Origin of the sequence: Kitasatospora aureofaciens (assembly GCF_001188955.3) — a bacterium.
Classification (GTDB): Bacteria; Actinomycetota; Actinomycetes; order Streptomycetales; family Streptomycetaceae; genus Kitasatospora; species Kitasatospora aureofaciens.
Genome location: NZ_JPRF03000097.1, coordinates 39,488 through 58,979 on the forward strand (window position 1 = coordinate 39,488; position 19,492 = coordinate 58,979).

Annotated in this window: 22 protein-coding genes and 1 pseudogene; 14 read left to right on the forward strand and 9 right to left on the reverse strand. The window is 72.6% G+C overall.

Going from position 1 to position 19,492, the window contains the following annotated elements; all coding sequences use genetic code 11:
* Window positions 1-212 precede the first annotated feature (212 nt).
* Both HS99_RS39000 and HS99_RS39005 read left to right on the forward strand, forming a co-directional pair.
* A complete protein-coding gene (locus HS99_RS39000) occupies window positions 213-1,277 on the forward strand; it encodes a LacI family DNA-binding transcriptional regulator (RefSeq protein ID WP_094742850.1) in 1,065 nt (354 codons plus the stop codon).
* A 94-nt stretch (window positions 1,278-1,371) separates the two neighbouring features.
* Window positions 1,372-1,902 (forward strand): hypothetical protein, encoded by a 531-nt coding sequence (locus tag HS99_RS39005; protein ID WP_157881914.1) that lies wholly within the window; start codon window positions 1,372-1,374, stop codon window positions 1,900-1,902.
* A 93-nt stretch (window positions 1,903-1,995) separates the two neighbouring features.
* Here HS99_RS39005 and HS99_RS39010 read toward each other — a convergent pair whose 3' ends face one another.
* Window positions 1,996-2,367, reverse strand: coding sequence for a GvpU-like protein (locus HS99_RS39010; RefSeq protein ID WP_030279693.1), 372 nt, complete (start codon window positions 2,365-2,367; stop codon window positions 1,996-1,998).
* Window positions 2,368-2,704: 337 nt separating this feature from the next.
* Between HS99_RS39010 and HS99_RS39015 the strand changes: the two genes are divergently transcribed.
* Entirely contained in the window at window positions 2,705-2,908 is a 204-nt protein-coding gene (locus HS99_RS39015; protein WP_045694210.1) for a cold-shock protein, read from the forward strand.
* Between the two features lie 66 nt (window positions 2,909-2,974).
* Here HS99_RS39015 and HS99_RS39020 read toward each other — a convergent pair whose 3' ends face one another.
* Both HS99_RS39020 and HS99_RS39025 read right to left on the reverse strand, forming a co-directional pair.
* The gene (locus tag HS99_RS39020) at window positions 2,975-3,466 is read right to left on the reverse strand and encodes a universal stress protein (protein WP_030289875.1); all 492 of its coding nucleotides are present in this window, start codon (window positions 3,464-3,466) and stop codon (window positions 2,975-2,977) included.
* 13 nt (window positions 3,467-3,479) lie between these two features.
* On the reverse strand, window positions 3,480-4,736 hold the full coding sequence (locus HS99_RS39025; protein WP_030553753.1) for an arsenic transporter: 1,257 nt from the start codon (window positions 4,734-4,736) through the stop codon (window positions 3,480-3,482).
* A gap of 313 nt (window positions 4,737-5,049) precedes the next feature.
* Here HS99_RS39025 and HS99_RS39030 point away from each other — a divergent pair, with 313 nt between their 5' ends.
* The 3 genes from HS99_RS39030 (at window position 5,050) to HS99_RS48635 (ending at window position 7,488) form a co-directional block, all read left to right on the forward strand.
* Window positions 5,050-6,066 (forward strand): zinc-dependent alcohol dehydrogenase family protein, encoded by a 1,017-nt coding sequence (locus tag HS99_RS39030; protein ID WP_030289873.1) that lies wholly within the window; start codon window positions 5,050-5,052, stop codon window positions 6,064-6,066.
* A gap of 340 nt (window positions 6,067-6,406) precedes the next feature.
* Window positions 6,407-6,568, forward strand: a complete 162-nt coding sequence (locus HS99_RS45585; protein WP_157881760.1) for a hypothetical protein — start codon at window positions 6,407-6,409, stop codon at window positions 6,566-6,568.
* 590 nt (window positions 6,569-7,158) lie between these two features.
* The gene (locus HS99_RS48635) at window positions 7,159-7,488 is read left to right on the forward strand and encodes a DUF5825 family protein (protein WP_232790630.1); all 330 of its coding nucleotides are present in this window, start codon (window positions 7,159-7,161) and stop codon (window positions 7,486-7,488) included.
* Between the two features lie 212 nt (window positions 7,489-7,700).
* On the opposite strand, the gene HS99_RS39035 is transcribed toward HS99_RS48635, so the two are convergent.
* Window positions 7,701-8,147: a nitroreductase family deazaflavin-dependent oxidoreductase gene (locus HS99_RS39035; RefSeq protein WP_030289871.1), complete on the reverse strand. Its 447-nt coding sequence runs from the start codon at window positions 8,145-8,147 to the stop codon at window positions 7,701-7,703.
* Window positions 8,148-8,222: 75 nt separating this feature from the next.
* On the reverse strand, window positions 8,223-8,654 hold the full coding sequence (locus HS99_RS39040; RefSeq protein ID WP_030289870.1) for a tautomerase family protein: 432 nt from the start codon (window positions 8,652-8,654) through the stop codon (window positions 8,223-8,225).
* A 98-nt stretch (window positions 8,655-8,752) separates the two neighbouring features.
* Between HS99_RS39040 and HS99_RS39045 the strand changes: the two genes are divergently transcribed.
* Complete coding sequence (locus HS99_RS39045; protein ID WP_030553755.1) at window positions 8,753-9,700, forward strand: LysR family transcriptional regulator; 948 nt, start codon at window positions 8,753-8,755, stop codon at window positions 9,698-9,700.
* A gap of 370 nt (window positions 9,701-10,070) precedes the next feature.
* Window positions 10,071-12,233: a SpoIIE family protein phosphatase gene (locus tag HS99_RS39050; protein WP_030553757.1), complete on the forward strand. Its 2,163-nt coding sequence runs from the start codon at window positions 10,071-10,073 to the stop codon at window positions 12,231-12,233.
* Window positions 12,234-12,393: 160 nt separating this feature from the next.
* Here the strand turns inward: HS99_RS39050 and HS99_RS39055 are convergent, their stop codons facing one another.
* Window positions 12,394-13,035: a TetR/AcrR family transcriptional regulator gene (locus tag HS99_RS39055; RefSeq protein ID WP_046385483.1), complete on the reverse strand. Its 642-nt coding sequence runs from the start codon at window positions 13,033-13,035 to the stop codon at window positions 12,394-12,396.
* Between the two features lie 115 nt (window positions 13,036-13,150).
* On the opposite strand from HS99_RS39055, the gene HS99_RS39060 reads away from it, so the two are divergent.
* Window positions 13,151-13,816, forward strand: coding sequence for a hypothetical protein (locus HS99_RS39060; RefSeq protein ID WP_050367082.1), 666 nt, complete (start codon window positions 13,151-13,153; stop codon window positions 13,814-13,816).
* 103 nt (window positions 13,817-13,919) lie between these two features.
* Here HS99_RS39060 and HS99_RS39065 read toward each other — a convergent pair whose 3' ends face one another.
* Both HS99_RS39065 and HS99_RS45590 read right to left on the reverse strand, forming a co-directional pair.
* Window positions 13,920-14,363 (reverse strand): DUF1634 domain-containing protein, encoded by a 444-nt coding sequence (locus tag HS99_RS39065; RefSeq protein WP_030289864.1) that lies wholly within the window; start codon window positions 14,361-14,363, stop codon window positions 13,920-13,922.
* Window positions 14,356-14,502, reverse strand: a complete 147-nt coding sequence (locus HS99_RS45590; RefSeq protein WP_157881758.1) for a hypothetical protein — start codon at window positions 14,500-14,502, stop codon at window positions 14,356-14,358. The genes HS99_RS39065 and HS99_RS45590 overlap by 8 nt, the downstream gene beginning before the upstream one ends.
* Window positions 14,503-14,517: 15 nt before the next feature.
* Between HS99_RS45590 and HS99_RS48640 the strand changes: the two are divergent.
* The 4 genes and pseudogenes from HS99_RS48640 to HS99_RS42050 form a co-directional block, all read left to right on the forward strand.
* Window positions 14,518-14,817, forward strand: a pseudogene (locus HS99_RS48640) (acyl-CoA dehydrogenase family protein); the annotation flags it as partial.
* A gap of 30 nt (window positions 14,818-14,847) precedes the next feature.
* The gene (locus tag HS99_RS48645) at window positions 14,848-15,630 is read left to right on the forward strand and encodes an acyl-CoA dehydrogenase family protein (protein WP_283811518.1); all 783 of its coding nucleotides are present in this window, start codon (window positions 14,848-14,850) and stop codon (window positions 15,628-15,630) included.
* Window positions 15,631-15,728: 98 nt separating this feature from the next.
* Window positions 15,729-15,980, forward strand: a complete 252-nt coding sequence (locus HS99_RS47460) for a hypothetical protein (protein WP_050367083.1) — start codon at window positions 15,729-15,731, stop codon at window positions 15,978-15,980.
* Window positions 15,977-16,609, forward strand: a complete 633-nt coding sequence (locus tag HS99_RS42050; RefSeq protein ID WP_234344544.1) for a fumarylacetoacetate hydrolase family protein — start codon at window positions 15,977-15,979, stop codon at window positions 16,607-16,609. Before HS99_RS47460 ends, HS99_RS42050 begins: the two co-directional genes overlap by 4 nt.
* Window positions 16,610-16,631: 22 nt before the next feature.
* Here the strand turns inward: HS99_RS42050 and HS99_RS39090 are convergent, their stop codons facing one another.
* Complete coding sequence (locus HS99_RS39090) at window positions 16,632-18,023, reverse strand: MFS transporter (RefSeq protein WP_370863339.1); 1,392 nt, start codon at window positions 18,021-18,023, stop codon at window positions 16,632-16,634.
* Window positions 18,024-18,497: 474 nt separating this feature from the next.
* Here HS99_RS39090 and HS99_RS39095 point away from each other — a divergent pair, with 474 nt between their 5' ends.
* Window positions 18,498-19,457 carry a UDP-glucuronic acid decarboxylase family protein gene (locus tag HS99_RS39095; RefSeq protein WP_030553763.1) on the forward strand — a complete coding sequence of 320 codons (960 nt, stop codon included), beginning with the start codon at window positions 18,498-18,500 and terminating at the stop codon, window positions 19,455-19,457.
* Window positions 19,458-19,492: the final 35 nt, after the last annotated feature.

Below are 19,492 nucleotides of genomic sequence, written 5' to 3' on the forward strand. Positions count from 1 at the left end.
CACTCTGACGACCTGGCGCCGGTGCGAGTTCCGCAGCCCGGTGAACGGTGCGTGAATCAGTTCTGGTGAAAAGTGATGACGTGCTCCCCACAGCTCCGCATGTGGACGGCCGGTGAGTCGTGTCCGGCCGCCGGTCGCCCCGGCCGCCCGCAAGCGGACGGCCCGACCGGCAGCCGGACGGCCCGACCGGCGATCGAGCAGAATGGGCGCTCATGGAGGAGAGGGAGTCGGTCGTGGGCATCGAGAGCCGTCCGGTGACGCTGAGGGTGATCGCCGATCAGCTGGGGCTGGACGTCTCCACTGTGTCCCGGGTCCTGAACGGCCGGGACGGCGAAGGGCGGCGGGCCGCCTCGGGGCCGACCGCCCGTCGGGTCCGCGATCTGGCCGAGGAGCTGGGCTACCGCCGCAACCCGGCGGCCGTCAGTCTGCGCACCCGGCGCAGCAACCTGATCGGGGTGGTGTTCGCGCGGCTGTCCGAGGTCGTCGTGGCGACCATCTACGAGGGCATCGAGGAGGAGGCCGCCCGGCACGGACTCGCCGCCTTCGTGACCAACACCCAGGACGATCCGGCCCGCCAGCGCGAGCGGATCGCGATGGTCCTCGGACGGCGGGTGGACGGCCTGATCATCGGCGACGCCCACCTGGACGGCGCCGCCCTAGCGGACCCGGCCCTGCGGGGGACGCCCCACGTCCTGGTCAACCGCCGTACGGAGGGAGACCTCCCGGCGGTCACCTGCGACGACTACCAGGGTGGCCGCCTGGTCGCCGAGCACTTCCTGAGGCTGGGGCACACCCGGGTCGGCTGCGTCGCGGGCGAGCCCTTCGCCAGCACCGGCACCGACCGCACCGCCGGTTTCGTCGACCGCTACGCCGAGGCGGGCCTGCCGGTGCCGGCCGCACTGGTGCGGCACTGCGCCTTCGACACCACGGGCGGGCGCGCCGCGGCGACCGCCCTGCTCGGCGCCGCCACCGGCCGCCCCACCGCGCTGTTCGCCGTCAACGACCTGGCGGCCATCGGGGTCCTCGGCGCGGCCCGGGACCTCGGCCTGCGCCCGGGGCGGGACCTCGCGCTGGCCGGGTTCAACGACACCCCGGTCGCCGCCGAGCTGCCGGTAGCGCTCACCACGGTGCGGTCACCGATGGCGGAGCAGGGCCGGGCCGCGGTGCGGGAGCTGCTGCGCAGGATGGGCGGCCGGCAGGCCCGGTCCCGGCGCCTCGCGCCCGAGCTGGTGGCGCGGGCCTCCAGCGGGCGGCCCGTCGGACCGTCACTTCTCTGATCCCACCCGGCTTCTCTGCCTCTGGCGCCCAGTCCGGTGCGTGCCTATCATCCAAGCCAAACGATTGGGCCAAACGATTGGGTTGGGGGAGTCCATGGCAGCGGCAGGACCGGGCAGCGGCGGGGTCGTGAGTGTGCACCGCCTCCACCGCTACGTCCCGATGGTGGTCTGGAAGTGGACCGGCTACACCCTGGTGCTGCTCTTCTGGCTGCTGATGTACAACGGCATCTGGTGGCAGGGGCTGGTGGTGGACGCCGTGGTGCTCGGCGGCCTCCTGGTCGCCGGACAGATCCCGCCGGGCCTGGGCCTACGGGCCGTCGAGGTGCGTCCGGAGGGCCTGCGGCTGTGTTCCGCGAACGAAGCGGAGTCGGTGCTGCTCGGCTGGGCCGACATCCTGGACGTCAGCTACGTCCCCGGCCGCGTCGACTCGCACCGCAGCGGCGGCCGGGAACACGTGACGCGTCACCACGCGGCGGTGGCCCTGCTGATCCGCGACCAGCCGGAGCCGCTGCTCCTCGTCCACGTGCGTCGGCCACAGCAGCTGGCGGTGGCGATCGCGACCCACGTCGCCACGGCCCGCGCCAGGGCGGCCGGGCTGGAACGTCGCGATCCTGAGGATGCCTGACCCGCGTGCGGGCGCCGGCTGGAGAACCCGGATCCGAGCGCCACGAACACGGCGGCCGGGCCCCGCAGTGCGGAGCCCGGCCCGTACGAGGTGTTACTGGTCGGAGTAGCTGAGGTCGCCCACCGTCCAACTGCTGACGTCGGAGATGGCGATGCGGTACATGCCCCCGGTGTGGGGCAGACCGAAACTGCCTTGCAGGATGCGGGCGACGTGCAGGTGCAGGTGGGTGGGCCGGGAGGCGGGCGGAGCCGTGTCGGCGGCGGACGTCTCGAAGAGTGTGGCGAAGGGCTTCAAGTGGTCCGAAGCGGCGAGGACTTCGGCCACCCGTTCGTGCCACAGGCGTTCCGGCGCCAAACGGCCGGTGATGACTGCCCCCGGAACCACCACGGTCAGGGGCATCTGGTTGCTGCGCTCGGACTCCACCATTGCGGCGATGTCGACGAGCAGCGCATCAGGGTTCGACATGGACCCGAGAATAGTGCCCCCGGGGGCCGGGCGGACCAGGACCCTGCTGAGACGGCCGTCCTGGCGCTCAAAGTTCGGACAGCCGGGAATTCATTCATTCCGGACGACACGCGCCGGGAGCGCGGGCGCGCGACATTCCGGCGGTTCCCAGCGCGACGGGCGGCGGCCTGCTACAGTCGAGTCAGTTGCAGTAGTGGTTCCCATGAACTTTGTGTGCGCCTGCTGACGTATCGCAGGCGCATTTTTTGTTCCCCGGCTCTTTCCCGGTGGGCACTCCATGCGGTGACTCGAAGCTCGCACGGTGCGTGCTTCGGATGGGCCCTTGAAGGAGATACAAATGGCTAATGGCACTGTGAAGTGGTTCAACTCGGAGAAGGGCTTCGGCTTCATCGAGCAGGAGGGTGGCGGCCCCGACGTCTTCGCCCACTACTCGAACATCAACGCCAACGGCTTCCGTGAGCTGCTCGAGGGCCAGAAGGTCGAGTTCGACGTCACCCAGGGCCAGAAGGGCCCGCAGGCCGAGAACATCCGCCCGCTGTAGTTCTTCTGCCACGGCACTCGCCCAGCAGTGAGGGGCCCGCACCGCGCAAACGCGGTGCGGGCCCTTTCAGCGCTGTGGACCCGGCGGGGGCGGGAGGGTGTCGGCGCCGGGTGCGGGTTCCGGCCAGACCAGCAGCACGGGGCAGGGGGCGTGGTCGACGACGAAGCGGGTGGCGGGGCCGAGGCTGTGCGGCCCGAGCCGGGTGCGGTCGCCGTCGCGGGCCAGGACCAGCAGTTCGGCCCCCTCGGCCACCGCGACGACCTCCCGCTCGGTACGGCCGGCGCGTTCCAGACGGGTGCAGGGCCGCCCGAACCTTTCCACCGCAGCGTCGAGGAGCTGCCGGGCGGAGGCGTCGGCCAGGTGCCCCACCCGGTCACCGGGGTCACGCTCGCGGTGGCCGCGCCCGAGCAGCCCGGCGAAGGCGCCGTGTGCGAGGCCCGGGACGTCCCGGTCGCTCACATGGAGCAACACGACCTGCGCATCCTGCGGCGCATGGGTGCGGGCGGCATCGACGCAGGCGGGCCAGGTGCCCTCGGTGATCCAGACGACGACCGTCACGGGCCCGTCCTCCTCACGTTCCGACGATCTGCAGGGACCCCCACAGTGCCACCACGGCCAGCGTCAGCGCAGCGGGCACGACCAGCAGCCCGAGCCGGGTGAACTCGCCCAGCCCGACCTCGGCGTCGTGTTCGCGCACGATGCGCCGCCACAGCAGGGTGGCCAGCGACCCGGCGTAGGTCAGGTTGGGGCCGATGTTCACCCCGAGCAGCACCGCCAGGACGGCCCCCGCCCCGGAGGGGACGGCCAGCGGGAGCAGGACGAGAGTGGCCGGCAGGTTGTTGATGACGTTCGCCAGGACGGCGGCCAGCACCGCGACCCCGAGCAGGGCGGGCAGCGAGGTGCCGTGCGGGACGAGGTGCCCGAGCGCGGAGGCCAGCCCGTTGTCGACCACCGCCCGCACCACGACGCCGAGCGCCAGGACGAAGGCCAGGAACGGCACGGCGGCAGAGCGCACGATCGCGGCCGGGGTGGTGCGGCGCCGGGCGAGCGCCCGCACGGCGAGCACCAGGGCGCCCGCCAGCGCCGCCCAGGCCGGATCGATCCCGACCGTCGAGGTCAGCACGAACCCGGCGAGCGTGCCCGCCACCGTGACCAGCGCGAACAGCGGCATCTCCGGCGCCCCCGCCCCGCCCGGGGACGGGGCGCCCGCCTCCAGGTCGGCGGCGAAGAACCGGCGCAGCACCACGTACTCCACGCCGATGGCCACCAGCCACGGCAGCACCATCAGCGCCGCGAACCGGGTGAAGCTCAGCCCGCTGGCGGCGAAGGCCAGCAGGTTCGTCAGGTTGGAGACCGGCAGCAGCAGCGAGGCGGTGTTCGACAGATGCGTGCAGGCGTACAGGTGCGGCTTCGGGCGGGCCCCCAGCCGGGCCGCCGTCGCGAACACCACCGGCGTCAGCAGCACCACCGTGGCGTCCAGACTCAGCACGGCCGTGATCACCGACGCAGCCGCGAACACCTGAACCAGCAGCCGCCGCGGACTCCCGGCCGACGTCCGGGCCATCCACGCCCCGCAGGCCTGGAACAGCCCCTCGTCGTCGCACAGCTGCGCCAGCACCAGCACCGCCGCCAGGAACCCGATCACCGGCCCCAGCCGCTGCGCCTCGGCCAGTGCGTGCGCCGGAGAGATAGCGCCGGTGGCCACCACCAGCCCCGCAGCCGGTACGGCGACCACCGCCTCCGGCCACCCCCACGGCCGCACCACCGCACCCACCAGTACCAGCACCAGCAATCCGACGGACAGCGCCTCGGCGATCGACGTACTCAGGGCCTTGCTCCTCGCGGCTGGGGGTGACGGTAGCCCCTATCGAACCAGATCCGAACCGAACCGGAGAGCCACGGCGGGCGCCCGGCCGCATCCCCGGGCTCACGCGTGCGTTCGTACGGCTTCCCGGGTGGCGCCCCAGGAGGCGAGCAGGCGCAGGCCTCCCCCGACCGTACGGCGTTCCGGGCCCGGAAGGGATGTACTGCCGGTACACCCCTCGCTGGTGACTCGCTGCGCGCCCCGGGAGCGGGTTCCCTGGAAGGCAGAGGGCGAGCAGTGCGCCGCCCGGCCCCGTGATGCGAAGGAATCCCCACTCATGCGCGGAACAGTGATCCACGGCCCCGGCGACATCCGCCTGGAGACCCTGGACGACCCGAAGATCCTCCACCCCACCGACGCGGTCATCCGCACCGCCCTGACCTGCGTGTGCGGCTCCGACCTGTGGCCGTACCGCGGCGTGGACACCGTCGCCGGACCGAGTCCGATGGGGCACGAGTACGTCGGCTTCGTCGAGGAGGTCGGCAGCGAGGTCACCGGGCTGCGGCCCGGCCAGTTCGTCGTCGGCTCCTTCGCCACCTCGGACAACACCTGCCCGAACTGCCGCAACGGCTTCACGTCGAACTGCCTGCACCGCGAGTTCATGAGCACCTGCCAGGCCGACTACGTGCGCATCCCCAACGCCCAGGGCACCCTGGTCGCCACCGAAGAGGTGCCCGGCGAGGAGTACTGGCCGGGTCTGCTGGCCGTCTCCGACGTGATGGGTACCGGCTGGTGGGCCGCCGACGCCGCCGAGGTCAAGCCCGGCTCGACCGCCGTGGTGGTCGGCGACGGCGCGGTGGGCCTGTGCGGGGTGATCGCCGCCAAGGCGATGGGCGCGGAGCGGATCATCGCGATGAGCCGCCACGAATCCCGGCAGCGGCTGGCCCGGGAGTTCGGCGCCACCGACCTCGTCACCGAGCGCGGCGAGGAGGGAGTGGCCCGGATCAGGCAGCTGACCGACGGCATCGGCGCCGACAGCGTGCTGGAGTGCGTGGGCACCGCCGAAGCCATGCAGCAGGCCCTGCGCTCCGCCCGGCCCGGCGGCAACGTCGGCTTCGTCGGCGTGCCGCACGGCGTCGCCGTCGACGGGCAGGAGCTGTTCTTCTCCCACGTCGGCCTGCGCGGCGGCCCGGCGCCCGTCCGCCGCTACCTGCCCGACCTGATCGACCACGTCCTCACCCGCCGGATCGACCCGGGCAAGGTCTTCGACCTCACCCTGCCCCTGGAGCAGGTCGCCGAGGGGTACCGGGCGATGGACGAGCGCCGCGCCGTCAAGGCCCTCCTCAAGCCCTGAACCCGGTCACCCGGAAAGGCAGCCCCATGGAACTCATCGAACCCCAACCCACCAGCAAGGCCCCCGCCGACTGGTTCACCGGCGACGGCCATGCCACGGCGTAGGGACCGACAACATCCCTGCCGGCCTCTTCTGACCTTCGCCACCCCGGGTTCTTGACCTTCGCCACCCCTGACCCGTACAGAACTGTGTCGTACCCGCAGCAGATGTGAGGTCACACCAGGCGCATCGTCGTACCTATTCACCGGTGGTCGGGTGCCTATTACAGTGACCTGGCGTGCAAGCCCGGACGCCCTGTGGACGTCCGGGCTGCTGCGCGCCCTGGCCTGTGGGAGAGGAGGTGACCACGATGCAGATCACCAAGACCGTGATGAGCAGCGGGACTTCGAACTCGGCTCCGCGGATCGACGCCCCGCCGGCGTACCGGATCGACGCGCCACCGGCGTACCGGATCGACGCTCCGCCGTCCCGGGTTGACTCGTCCGCCGAACGGGACAGCTGAGCCCACGCCGAGACAGACCTATCGACGGTCGGGGCCCCACCACACCAGGGCCCCGGCCCGACGCGGGGGAGCGGAACTTGAGGCTGAGCCTGGTGTCGATGCCCTGGCAACTGCTGGAGCTGCCCTCGCTGGCGATCGGCATCCTGCGCCGCTGCGTGGCACGGACCCGGCCGGAAGCCGAGGTCACCGAGGTGCACGCGGCGATGGACTGGGCCGCGTTCCTGCTCGCCGAGAGCGGTGGGGCCCGGTGCTGGCGGGATTGCGGGAGCGCGGGCTCGTCTACTGCGACGGGGAGCAGGTCGTGGCACTGGCGGTGCGCGACCTCCCGGTCACGTCCTGGGCGGGAGCCGAGTGAACGCGGTGGTCGGCGATCGGGCGGCAGACCTGTTCCGCAGGCACGATCCGGGGTACGGCGCCACGGTGGAGGGCGGCTTCATCGTCGTGCACGAGGAGGTCGAGTGGGGCGGGGACGACCCGCTGGCCACGTTGTCGTTCCTGAGGTTCCTGCAGGTTGCGCTGGAGGAAGGCGTGGCGGTCCGTTGGGCGGCGTCGGGGGGTGGTGAACTCGACACCGCACCGCTGCACCACCTCTGGCCGCCGAGCAGGATCGCCGGGCTCCGGCCGAGCCGTGGGAGGAGGCGTTCCGGTACGGGCTGTGCTACTTCAGGCGGGGTCCGGGCTTCATCACGATCAAGGACGCCAGGGCGGAGAACGACATCCACCTGACGCTCGACCACCCCGACCTGATCGCGACCTTCATGGCCGGACGCACTCCACTACCGGCAGAACAACTCACCGCGACGCAGCGCGAGGCGGTCCGCCTGCTCACCGCGGAGAACCTGATGTACCGCGTTGGCGATTTGCTACTGACCCTGCCCACCCACATGCGCCGCTGGCCCGTACCGTTCAGCGCGGTGTAGGCCTCTACGCCAACGGCCCACCATCAGGAAGGTGGTGGGCCGTTGGGGGAGTTCGGATCAGACCTCGGTGGTGGCGGCGAACGTTACTCAGGGGCGACAAGCTCCCCGTCCTCCCCACCAAGCTAGGACCTCAAGTGTGGTTGAGGTCAAGGTCCCGACGCTGCCGCCACGAGATGACAGGAGGGCCCGGCCGACGCGATCCGCTGACTCGACTACCGCGCGTCGGGTTCGAGTACGAAGACCGGGATCTCGCGGTGGGCCTTCTCCTGGTACTCGGCGTACGGCGGGTACGCGGCGACCGCGCGCTGCCACCACTGGTCCTTCTCCTCGCCGGTGAGCTCACGGGCCGTCATGGCTCGGCGCTCGGCGCCGTCCTGGAGATCCACGTGCGGGTCGGCCTTGAGGTTGAAGTACCAGACGGGGTGGTGCGGGAAGCCGCCCTTCGAGGCCACCGCCGCGTACCGCCCCTCGTGCTCCACGCGCATCAGGGGAACCTTGCGGATCTTGCCGCTCTTCGCGCCGCGCATCGTGACGATGACGACCGGCAGGCCCGTGTCCCGGAGCGTGGCGCCCTGGGTGCCACCCGAACTCTCGTACAGCTCGACCTGTTCGCGGACCCACTGCGCCGGACTCGGCTCGTACTCGCCCTCAAGCGGCACCGCATTCACCCCATCGCTCGTGTACCGAATGCCTGGAGACGGGTCGACAGTACCCGGGCGCCCCCGGCAGACGCCTCAGGTCGTGGCCTCGGTGCCGGTGAGCGCGTCGCCCATGCGCTCGTCGTAGCCGGTGGCGGGGTCGACGACGCGGCCGGCGGCCCACCAGTTCTCCCGGGCCGTTTCGTTGATCGTCATCAGGATGTCCTCCTCCGGGACGTCCGCGAACAACCGCAGGCTGTCGACGATCGCCCGGAAGAGTTCGGCCTTCTGTTCGGCGGTGCGGTGGTTGATGGAGATCTGGACGAACATGGCGCGCTCGCTGCGGCGCAGGCCGAACACGACCGGCTGCATCTGGAAGTTCTCGGGCTGGACCTCGTGGATGACGTGGAACTGGTCGTCCTGGGGAACCTTCAGCACGTCGACCATGGCCTTGTGGATGCCCAGGGAAACGTTCCGGCGGTGCTCGGCGGTGGTGCCCTGGCGCAGGTAGATGTTGATCAGAGGCATGTTCTGTTGCCTTCCTTCCGTTTTCCTGCCCTCACGCTAGGAAGGCGACGGGCCATTCCGCCAACGAATGTCCGGCATGGTGGATATGCTGTCTGGTCATGGAGATGACGCTGGTCGGGCTGCGGGTACTGCGCGAGGTGGCGGAGCGGGGCACCTTCACCGCCGCGGCGGAAGCGCTCGGGTACACCCAGTCGGCGGTCTCCCGGCAGGTGGCCGCGCTGGAGCAGGCGACCGGTGCCCGGCTCTTCGACCGCTACCCGGGCGGTGTCCGGCTGACCGGCGCAGGCCGCGCCCTGCTGCGCAACGCCGTCGTCGCCCTGGACGCGCTCGAGGCCGCCGAACGGGAGCTGCGCGGAGCGGAGGAGACCGAGCGGGGCAGCGTCCGGCTCGGCTTCTTCCCCGCGGCCGGAGCGGTGATCGTGCCCCGTGCCCTGGCGATGCTGCGCCAGGAGCACCCGCACATCCAGGTGACGACGCGTGAGGGGACCACTCCCTCCCTCGTGCGCGCGCTGCGGGCCGGCACCCTGGATCTCGCCGTGCTCTCCTCACGGCCACCGCACCGCTCGCCCGACACGGACGATCCGCCCCTGAGCGTCGAGCCCCTGCTGGAAGTGCACCTGGCCGTGGCGGTGCCTGCGGACGGGCGGTTCGCCGAACGGGGCAGCGTCAGTGTCGAGGAGATCGCGGGCGCCCCGTGGATCGCCAGTCCCGGCACGGCGGACGAGCCACTGCTCGGCGTCTGGCCCGGCCTGCCCGGTCGGCCGAAGGTCCGCCACACCGCCCGGGACTGGCTGACCAAGCTCCACCTGGTCGCGGGCGGCGCCGGAATCACCACCGCCACGCCGTCGCTGCTGCCCGTCGTCCCGCCCGGTGTCCGCTTCGTGCCCGTCGAAGGCGTCGCGGAGGAGGTACGACACCTGAACCTGGTGCGCCTGCCGGGTCCTCCCACGGCACCCACGCAGGCACTGGCCCGCGCCCTGCGCCGACAGGCCGCCGACCTCGCGGACCTCCCGGACCTCCCGGACATCGCGGACCACGCCGACTGACCGCCCAGAGGCTCGGGCGCCCGCCCGGTCGCCCCCCGCCCGACCGACGACGACCTCGCCGACCACGACCGGGCGACGACGAGCCGGCTGTTCGCCCGTGCGATGCCCGATTTCCGGGCCACGAAGCCGGATGATGTGGCCACGGCGTACCAGCCGGTAATCCGCCCGCCCCACCCGGGCCCCACCGAGCCGCCGGTATGCCGTTCATGTGCGCCGTTCACGGGCCCGCCACCCGGCGGAGCGGTCGCGACCGGGGCGCCGCGCTGCAGTCCGGCTACGGGATGACGGGACGACGGGACGCACAGGGCCCGTCCGGGCGAGTATGGAGGGAGGCTCCAGCTGCGCCTGTCCGCCCGAACGAGGTTCCGTGATGACCATGCCGTGGAAGCCGCCGTCGAGGCCCGGCCGAGAGGCGGCCGGGGCGATGGCCGGGCACGGCATCGAGCCGCTGGCACGGATCATGCGGTCGGTGCCGGACCGGCTCGACGCGCACATGGGCGGCCTCTACCTCCTGTCGGAGGACGGCCAGGTGCTCGAACTGGCCGTGACGCTGGGGGCCGCCCGGCAGTTCACCAGGCCCTGGCGGCACATCGGGCTGGCCGCGCCGATCCCGGTGGCCGAAGCCGCGCGCACCGGTCAGATCGTCTGGGTGGGCAGCGGCGACGACATGGCGCGCCGGTACCCGAGGGTCGCGGTCTCCATGCCGTACGCGTTCTGCCTCGGGGCCGTTCCGCTGGTCGCGCGCGGGGTGACGTACGGCGTGCTCTTCATCCTCTGGCCCGCCTCGCATTCCCCCGAGCTGTCGGGCCCCGAACGTGACGGGCTCGGTGCGCTGGCGGCCCGCCTGGCCGAGGTGGCGGCGGAGGCCGCCGCCGCGGGCCGTCCGATCCGGGCCGGCCCACGGTCCGCGCTCGCGGAGGCACGGGTCGTCGATCCCCTCGCGTCGGCGGTAGCGCGGCTGCCGGAGGGCCTCTGCGACATCGATCTGGACGGCCGGCTGGCCGCCGTCACACCCGCCGCCGCGGCACTGCTCGGCGAGCCGGCGGAGCGGCTGATCGGCGCGCGCCCGTGGACGGTGCTGCCGTGGCTGCGGGACCCGGTGTACGAGTACCACTACCGGGGTGCGGTGATCAGCGGGCAGTCCACCTCCTTCGTCGCGCTGCGGCCGCCGAACCGGTGGCTGCTCTTCCAGCTCTTCCCCGACGCCTCCGGACTCACCGCGCGGGTCTCCGTCGCCGACCCCGGCACCGTCGTCGAAGGCGCCGCGGACCCCACCCGGCGCTCGCATTCCGGGTTCTCCACCGAGCGGGCCGTGCACACCACGCCCGGAGCGCTCTACCACATCCTCCACCTGGCGAGCGCGCTGACCGAGGCCATCGGCGTGCAGGACGTGGTGCGCATGGTGTCCGAGCAGATCGTGCCGGCCTTCGGCGGCCAGGCCTTCGCGGTCCTGATGGCCGAGGGGGGCCGACTGCGCATCGTCGGGCACCGCGGCTACCCGCCCGGCCAGATCGACCAGTTCGACGGCACCCCGCTGACGGAGTCGACACCCGGCGTCCAGGCGTCGACCAACGCCGTGCCGGCGTTCTTCGAGAACCGGGCGGAGCTGGAACTGCTCTACCCGAACCGCCCCGAGACCCAGGACGGCATGGCCGCCTGGGCCTACCTGCCGCTGGTGACCTCGCGGAGGCTGATCGGCACCTGCGTGCTGGCCTTCGCCGAACCGCACCACTTCGACCTGGAGGAGCGTGCCGTCCTCACCTCGCTGGGCGGGCTGATCGCCCAGGCCCTGGACCGTGCCCGGCTGTACGACACCAAACTCGGCCTCGCCCAGGGCCTTCAGGAGAACCTGCTGCCCCACGTGCTGCCCGTCGTCCCCGGCCTGGAGGTCAGCGCCCGCTACCTGCCGTGCACCGAGGGCATGGACGTCGGAGGCGACTTCTACGACGTCATGCGGGTGGGGCCCGACAGCGTGGCCGTCGTCATCGGCGACGTCCAGGGCCACAACGTCAACGCCGCCGCGCTGATGGGCCAGGTGCGCACCGCCGTCCGCGCCTTCGCCGCCGCCGACGCCGACCCGAGCACCGTGCTGGCCCGCACCAACCGCCTGCTGACCGACCTGGACACCACGCTCCTGGCCAGCTGCACCTACCTCCGCGTCGACCTCGCCGCCCGCGAGGCCAGTCTGGCCACCGCGGGCCACCCCGTACCCCTGCTCTACCGCCCGGACGGCCGGGCGGAGGTCGTGGAGCCGCCCATCGGGCTGGTCCTGAACGTCGACCCCGCCGCGGAGTACCCGCAACTGCGCCTCGCCCTGCCGGTCGGCACCACCCTGGTCCTGTACACCGACGGCCTCATCGAGACGCCCGGCGCCGACCTCGACCGGGCACTGTCCGACCTCATCGCCACCCTCGGCCGCCACGGCGCCCAGCCCCTCGCCCGCCTGGCCGACGCCCTCATCGGCCAGGCCGGCCACACGGAGCACCGCACGGACGACATCGCGCTCCTGCTGATCCGCTCCGTCGCGCGCTGAACCGCGACGGCGGGGAACCGTTCCGGGTGACGTGCTCCCGCCGCGTCGCCCGAGCACTCCGGGCACGGCCGCCACCACTGCCCGGGTGTCCACCTGGTGAGCTGAGCCGCTCCGATCCGGGGGCCCTTGCCGCCGGTGACGCCCTGACGGCGGTTCGTTGTCAGGGCGTCACCGGCGGCTTCAGCGCCGCGAAGCCCGTACAGAGCAGGCGGACGCTGCGCGTGAACTTCTCGTCCTGGCCGATGCGGGGGATCAACTCGCCCATGACCAGCGGGAAGCGCTCGCGCAGGTCGGCGTAGAGCTCGGCGGTGACGGCGGGTGGGGAGGACGGCTGGTTCTGCTCCTGGAGGACGAAGCCGGTGACGTGGCTGAGCAGGGTGTCGGCGGCGATGCCGCAGTGCTCGGCGGGCAGGCCGCCGTCGAGGAGGGTGCCCAGCAGGCGTTCCATCAGGGAGAGCGCGCCGGTGCTGAGCTTGCCGGGGCTCTCGGCGAGGAGTTGGGCGCCGCCGGGGTGCTCCTTGATGCTCAGCCGGAGGGCGGTGGCCTGGGCCTCGACGCGGTCCGGCCAGGCCGCGCTGGACGGTAGGGCGGCCAGGGCCGCGGTGCCCGCGTCGTAGGCCCGGCGGCAGACCCGGTCGGCCATCAGAGCGAGCAGCTCCTCCTTGCCGCGCACGTGGTAGTAGAGGCTGCCGGCATGGGCGTCGAGCCGGTCGGCAACCTGGCGCATGGACAGGTTCTGGTAGCCGACCTCGGCGAAGACGGCCATGCCCGCGTCGACGATGCGCTCCTTGGTGAGCTTCATGCGAGCCACCGTAACAGCGCTTTCCAACACCGTTCGAAAAACGTGCTAGTTTTGCACCGTCAGGTTTTCGAACGGCGTTGGAAAGCGCCGCAACCCGGGGGGAGGGGCCAGGCAGATGGGGGCGATCGTCTTCAACGTGACCACGGCCGCGCTGATGGTCATGATGGTCAACTGCGGGCTCGGCGTGGTCGGCCGCGACACCCTGCGCGGGCGGCCCCTCCCATGGGCGGCGATCGCCCTGACCGTGGTCGCAGTCGGGGGAGTGGTGCTCCAGCTGGTGTGGTCCGGCGCCATGGACGCGCTGGACGGGGACCCGGCCAAGTCCGGCTGGTGGCGCGAGTTCACCTCGGTGTTCATGCAGAACGGTGGCCTCTTCGGCGACCTGTGGAACCTGGTCACCCTCGCCGCCGTCGCCGCGCTCGCCCAGTGGTACTGGGGCGGTGCGCTCACCCTGGTCCTCTTCCTGCTCGGCATCGTGCTGCCCGGACGGATCGACGGCCTGCTCGGCCTCGGCGACGGCCCGAGCACCGACCCGCGCAACTTCGCCGGCAGCTCCGGCGCCACCTACTTCCTCGGCGCGACCCTCGCCCTCGCCCTCCTCACCCGCACCCGTGTGCCCAAGGAGATCGCCCTGGCGGCCGGGGTCCCGGTGCTCGGCCTCGCGATGTGGCTAGCCCAGGACAACGGCCACGGACTGGTGTCCGTCTACGGTTTCGCCCTCGCGGCGGCGGTCCGGGTGGTCCGCAGCCGACTGGTCCGCTCCACCGGTCAGACGGCCTGACCGCTGATCCGGGCGCGGCAGCGCCGAGTGGCCGGGATGGCCGATGATCCAGCCGGTGGCCTCGCGGGGTGAGGGCGGGTTCATGGTTCCCGGAGGCGCGGCGTCAGCCGAGCAGGGCGCCGCCCAGGAGGAGGGCGACGACGAGGGCGGCCAGCAGGGCGTGGCGCCGGTCGCCGGTGCGGAGCCAGCGGGCGACGGTGACCAGGATGCCGAGGGCCGGGGCGGCGGAGAGGGCGAGGAGGCCGAGGCCGAGCAACAGGGGCCCGGCGCCGTGCTGGGAGGTGAGGTCGGCGAGGGCGACCGGGCGGGCGGTGCGTTCTCCGGCGGCCAGTGCGGTGATGAGGCCGGCCAGGATGAGCAGCAGCGCGAGGGCGCTGGTGGCGAGCAGCGCGGTGGCGGTGAGCCGGTTGGTGCGGGCCTCCTCGGCGAGGGCGTCCGGGGTCGGCCCGGTCGCGGCCTCGGGCTCCGGGGTGGTGGCGAGGACGGTTTCCTCGGCGGGCGGTTCGGCCGGAAGTTCGGTGGGCGGTTCGGTGGGCAGGTCAGACATTGATCACTCCGAGGGCGCCGAGCAGGAAGGAGAGGCCGGAGGCGAGCACCACGGTGGTGTAGACGGCTTCGATGGTGCCCACCGAGAGCCGGCCGGAGAGCCGGGAGCCGAGCAGTGAGCCGGTGGTGATGCCGAGCACGATCGGAGCGTCCGTCGCTTCACCCGGGAACGCGTCGCCCCGCTGGCCGGACTGATCGACCGCAGTGACGAGATCGGCACCGAACTGTTCGCCGAGATCGCCCGGCAGGGCCTGTTCGCCAACTCCCTCGGCTACCGGGCCGACCAGCCGCACGGCGGCCCCGAGCGGGTGCGCTTCCTCCTCGCGGTGCTGGAGGAGCTGGCCCGGGTCTCGCCGTCCGTCGCCAAGGCGGTGATGGACCAGAACCTGGGCCAGATCGGGATGTTGCGCGAGTACGCGGGCTCCGACCTGCGCGAGCACTACCTCGGTGCGATCCGCACCGGCGAGAAGCAGGCCGCCTTCGCGATGAGCGAGCCGCAGACCGGGTCGAACGTCGCCCGGTTCACCGCGGTGGCGACCCCGGTCGAGGGCGGCTACCGGATCAGCGGCGAGAAGGACTGGATCACCGGCGCGGCCCGCCGGACGGTGCACTTCGTGGTCGCCAAGCCGGCCCCCGGATCGCGCGAGGTCGGCCTCTTCCTGGTCGACCGGAGCAGGCTCGGCGCCGGGGACGGAACGGTCGAGATCGACGACCGGAAGGAGAAGCTGGGCCTGCGCGGGCTGGGCGAATTCCACGTCCGCTACCACGATGTGTTCGTACCCGTCGAGCAGGTGGTGATCGGTTTCGACCGGACTTCGCTGCGCAGAATCATGCGCCACTACAACGGAAAGCGCCTGGGTCAGTCGGCGATTTGCCTGGGGCTTTCGAAGAGCGCGTTGCGCACGGCCTTCGACTACGCCAGCGCCCGCCTTCCGGCCGGTTCGCCGGGCCACCTCGCGATGCAGTCCACGCTGGCCCCGCTGGTCGGTGAGCTGCGGGCGGCGCAGTCGCTCGTCGACTGGGCCGCAGGCGAGTGGGCCGGCGGGGACGAGACCGGAGCGCCCAGCGCGATGGCCAAGTACGTGACGGGCGAGCTGGCGCAGCGGGTCACCAACGCCGCCGCCCAGGTGTGCGGCGCCAACGGGCTGTCGGACAAGATGCCGCTGGTCCGGCTGATGCGGGACGCCCGGATGCTCACCATGGCCGGCGGTGCCTCGGAGGTGCTGCGCGGCACGGTCGCCCAGCACCTGGACCGGCTGCTCGACTGAGCCGGAGCGTACGGACCCCACGGTCGCACCACCGCCGGGCCGTACGCCGGCCGGCGGGGGTGCGACCGGCCCCGCCCAGTTCGAGTGAGGAGTGAACGATGCGCGTTGCGACCGTCCGGACCGGTGGAGCGGAGAGACTCGCGCTGGTCGACCCGGAGGGCGGTGCCCTGGCACTGCCCGCGGCCGACCGGCGCAGACCGGTCGGCCTGGCCGAGCTGCTCCCGGCCGGTCCCGAGGCCTGGGCGGAGTTCGCCGAGCGGGCCCGCTCGGGACCGCGGCTGCCGTTCGACGAGGCCGACCTGCTGGCGCCGCTGCCGCGTCCGCGAACAACCTGTTCGCCCTGGGCCTGAACTACACCGATCACGGGGAGGAGGCCTACCGCGCGGCCGGCCGGGAGTACCGCAGACCCCGGCACCCGGTGGTGTTCACCAAGGACCGGGGCTGCGTGGCCGCGCCCGTCGGACCGGTGGGCATCGACTTCTCGCTCTCCCGGGAGATCGACTGGGAGGTCGAACTCGCCGTGGTGATCGGCCGCCGGGCGTGGCGGGTCGACGAGGCCGGCGCACTGGACCACGTCTTCGGCTACTGCGTGGCCAACGACATCACCGCGCGCGACCTCCAGACCCGGCACAAGCAGTACTACCTGTCGAAGAGCCTGCCCGGCAGCTGCCCCCTCGGCCCCTGGATCACCACGGCCGACGAGGTCCCGGACCCGCACGACCTGGCGATCACGCTCAGCGTCAACGGCGTGCTCCGCCAGGTCTCCAGGACCGACCAGATGGTGTTCTCGATCCCGGAGACCATCGCCGCGATCTCCCGGATCGTCCCGCTGGAGCCCGGCGACCTCATCCTCACCGGCACCCCGGCCGGTACGGGTTTCGCCGCCGACCCGCCGAGCTACCTGGCGCCGGGCGACGTCGTGGAGTGCTCGGTCGAGGGGCTCGGAACGCTCAGCAACCGGATCACCGCCCTGGACTGAGGCCGGTCCGCGGCCGCGCGGATCACGCCGCCGCGACGAGTTGTTCCGGGCCGCCGACCGCGCCGCTGACCCCTTCGACGGCCGGACCGGCGGGCGACCCGGCGGTGGAGCGGCGGCTCACCAGAGAGCCCCCGCCCACCGCGCCGCTGACCAGCAGCCCCCCGGCCAGCAGGGCGCCCCGCGCACCGAGCAGCTGGATCGAGGCGCCCAGTAGCGGCGGGCCGGCCAGGCCCCAGAGCGTGCTCACGCTGCGCCAGGCCCCCAGGACCCGTCCGCGCAGGTGGGCGGGCGGGTCGGTCTGGAGGATCGTGGTCACGGCCGTGTCGCTGAGCGACTCGAGGACGGCCATGGGCACGACCAGCAGGGCGAGGATGAGAAGGGTGGGCGAGAGCGCCGCGAGGCACTGGAGGAGCCCGCCGGCCGCCGTCAGCACCGCCACCAGCCGCACCGAGGGGTTGCGCAGCCGGCCCGCGATCACCGCGCCGACCGTTCCGCCGACGGCCAGCACTGTGGCGATCAGCCCGTACTCCCGCGCCCCGCCGTGCAGTGCCCCGCTGACCAGGGCGGCGAGGGTGAGGCCGTAGTTGCGGCCGAGCACCGAGCCGAGGCCGGTGAGGCAGGCCACCGCGACCAGGCGGCGCCGGCCGCAGAAGAAAGTGACGCCGGCCCGGACGCCCTGGCGGTCGGCTTCCGGCTCGGGTCCGGCGGCCGGTGCCGCGCCCGCCGCCGGCCGCAGGAACGGAATGACCAGCGCCACCAGGACGAAGGACAGGCCGTTGGCCAGGTAGGCGCTCGCCATCCCGAACAGGCCGACCGCGACCCCGGCCAGGGCGGTGCCCGCCAGCCGTCCGACGCTGTGCACCACCGAGCCCACCGCGATCGCCGAGGGCACGTCCTCACGGGGGACGAGGTCGTTGCCGAGCAGTGCGCAGGCCGGGGACTCGATGGTGGCGATCAGCCCGGTGAGCACCGCCAGCACCATGAGGACGGGAACGCTGAGCGCGCCCAGCGCCACCAGCGCCGCCGTGCCGAGCGCGATCACCGCCAGTGCCGCCTGGCTGACGGCGGCGGTGGTCTTGCGGGGCCACCGGTCGACCGCCGCTCCGCCCGCCAGTCCCAGCAGCAGACCGGGTGCGACCTGGAGCGCGAGCGACAGTCCGGTGATCGCGGCCGATCCGGTCAACTGGAGGACCAGGAGGTTCTGGACGGTCAGCTGCATCCAGGCGCCGGCGTTGGAGACGAGGTTGGCCAGCGACCACCAGCGCATGCTCCGGTGGCGCAGCGAACGCCAGGGCGCACGGGAGCCTTCCGGTGCGGTCTCCGCCGAACGCGCCGCAGGCAGGACGGAGCCCTTGCGTGGCGAGGGGACGAGGACGCGCCGGGCGCGCGAGGGTGCGGTGATTCTGGGCAGCACTTTCACAACCGGATCGGGTGGGACGCGGGAAGGGCCGGGCTCGATCCGGGGCAGGCGTCGCCCGTACGTGAGCCGGTGCCGCCGGAGCGACCGTGCGCCGGGCGGTAGGTCCATGCTCGACGGGCGGAGCGCGATCGCAAACGTCGGCTGGCTCACATCGCCCGCCACGGCCCGGGCGTAAGCACGCTGACCTGCGGTTTCCTCGCGGCGGTGGGGTTGCTCACACCGACTCGGCGGTTCGTGGCCGGGGCGGAACCGTGCGGACGGCCCTCGAACGGCCTATGGCCTTCGAACGGGTGAACCGGTCCGTTCGGGTTAACCGACCGCGCCGGGCCCCGTCGCACCAGTGGAATCGACGGCCCCGCCCGCGCGGCAGCGGCCCTCCGGGGGGCGGCCCATCTGTCGCGGGGCCCACCGGCGGCGGTGAGGCTGGGCGGAGCGCCGCCGCACCGGCCGAGCACCGAGGAGGATCGGATGACTTCCCGTCCTGGAGAACGCCTTCACGCCGTGGTCACCGGCGGGGCAGGTTTCGTCGGCTCCCACCTGTGCACCGCCCTGGTCGCGCACGGGTACCGGGTCACCTGCATCGACGACTTCTGCACCGGGTCCTCGGCCAACGTGGCCCACCTGGCGGGCAGGCCCGGCTTCGAGCTGCGGGAGGCCGACGTCGGAGAGGGACTGGACGTCGAAGGGCACGTCGACTACGTGTTCCACCTGGCTTCGCCCGCCTCACCCGCCGACTACCTGCGCCTGCCGCTGCACACGCTGGACGCGGGCAGCCTGGGCACCCGCAACGCCCTGGAGCTCGCCCGCCGGGACGGTGCCAGGTTCCTGCTCACCTCCACCTCGGAGGTGTACGGCGATCCCCTCCAGCACCCCCAGCCGGAGAGCTACTGGGGCAACGTCAACCCGGTCGGCCCGCGCAGCGTGTACGACGAGGCGAAACGGTTCGCCGAGGCGCTCACCACCGCCGAGGCCGGCGCCATCGGCGTGGACACCGCGATCGTCCGGCTGTTCAACACCTACGGACCGCGGATGCGCTCCCACGACGGACGGGCGGTGCCCACCTTCATCCGCCAGGCGCTGGCGGGGGAGCCGCTGACCGTCACCGGCGACGGCACCCAGACCAGATCGCTCACCTACGTCACCGACACCGTCAACGGCATCCTGGCGATGGCCCGTTCCGACCTGGCCGGTCCGGTGAACATCGGCAACGACGTCGAGTTCACCATGCTGGAACTCGCGCACCTGATCATCGAGCTCACGGACTCGCCCTCCACCGTGCAGTTCGTGGCCCGGCCGACCGACGACCCCGCGGTACGGCGCCCCGACATCGCGATGGCCCGCGACAAGCTCCGCTGGGAGCCGACGACACAGGCCCACGAGGGACTGGCGGCCACCATCGAGTGGTTCCGCGTCCACCCCGAGGCCTGACACCGACGCTCCCGGTGAACGGTGTCCCGTCACCG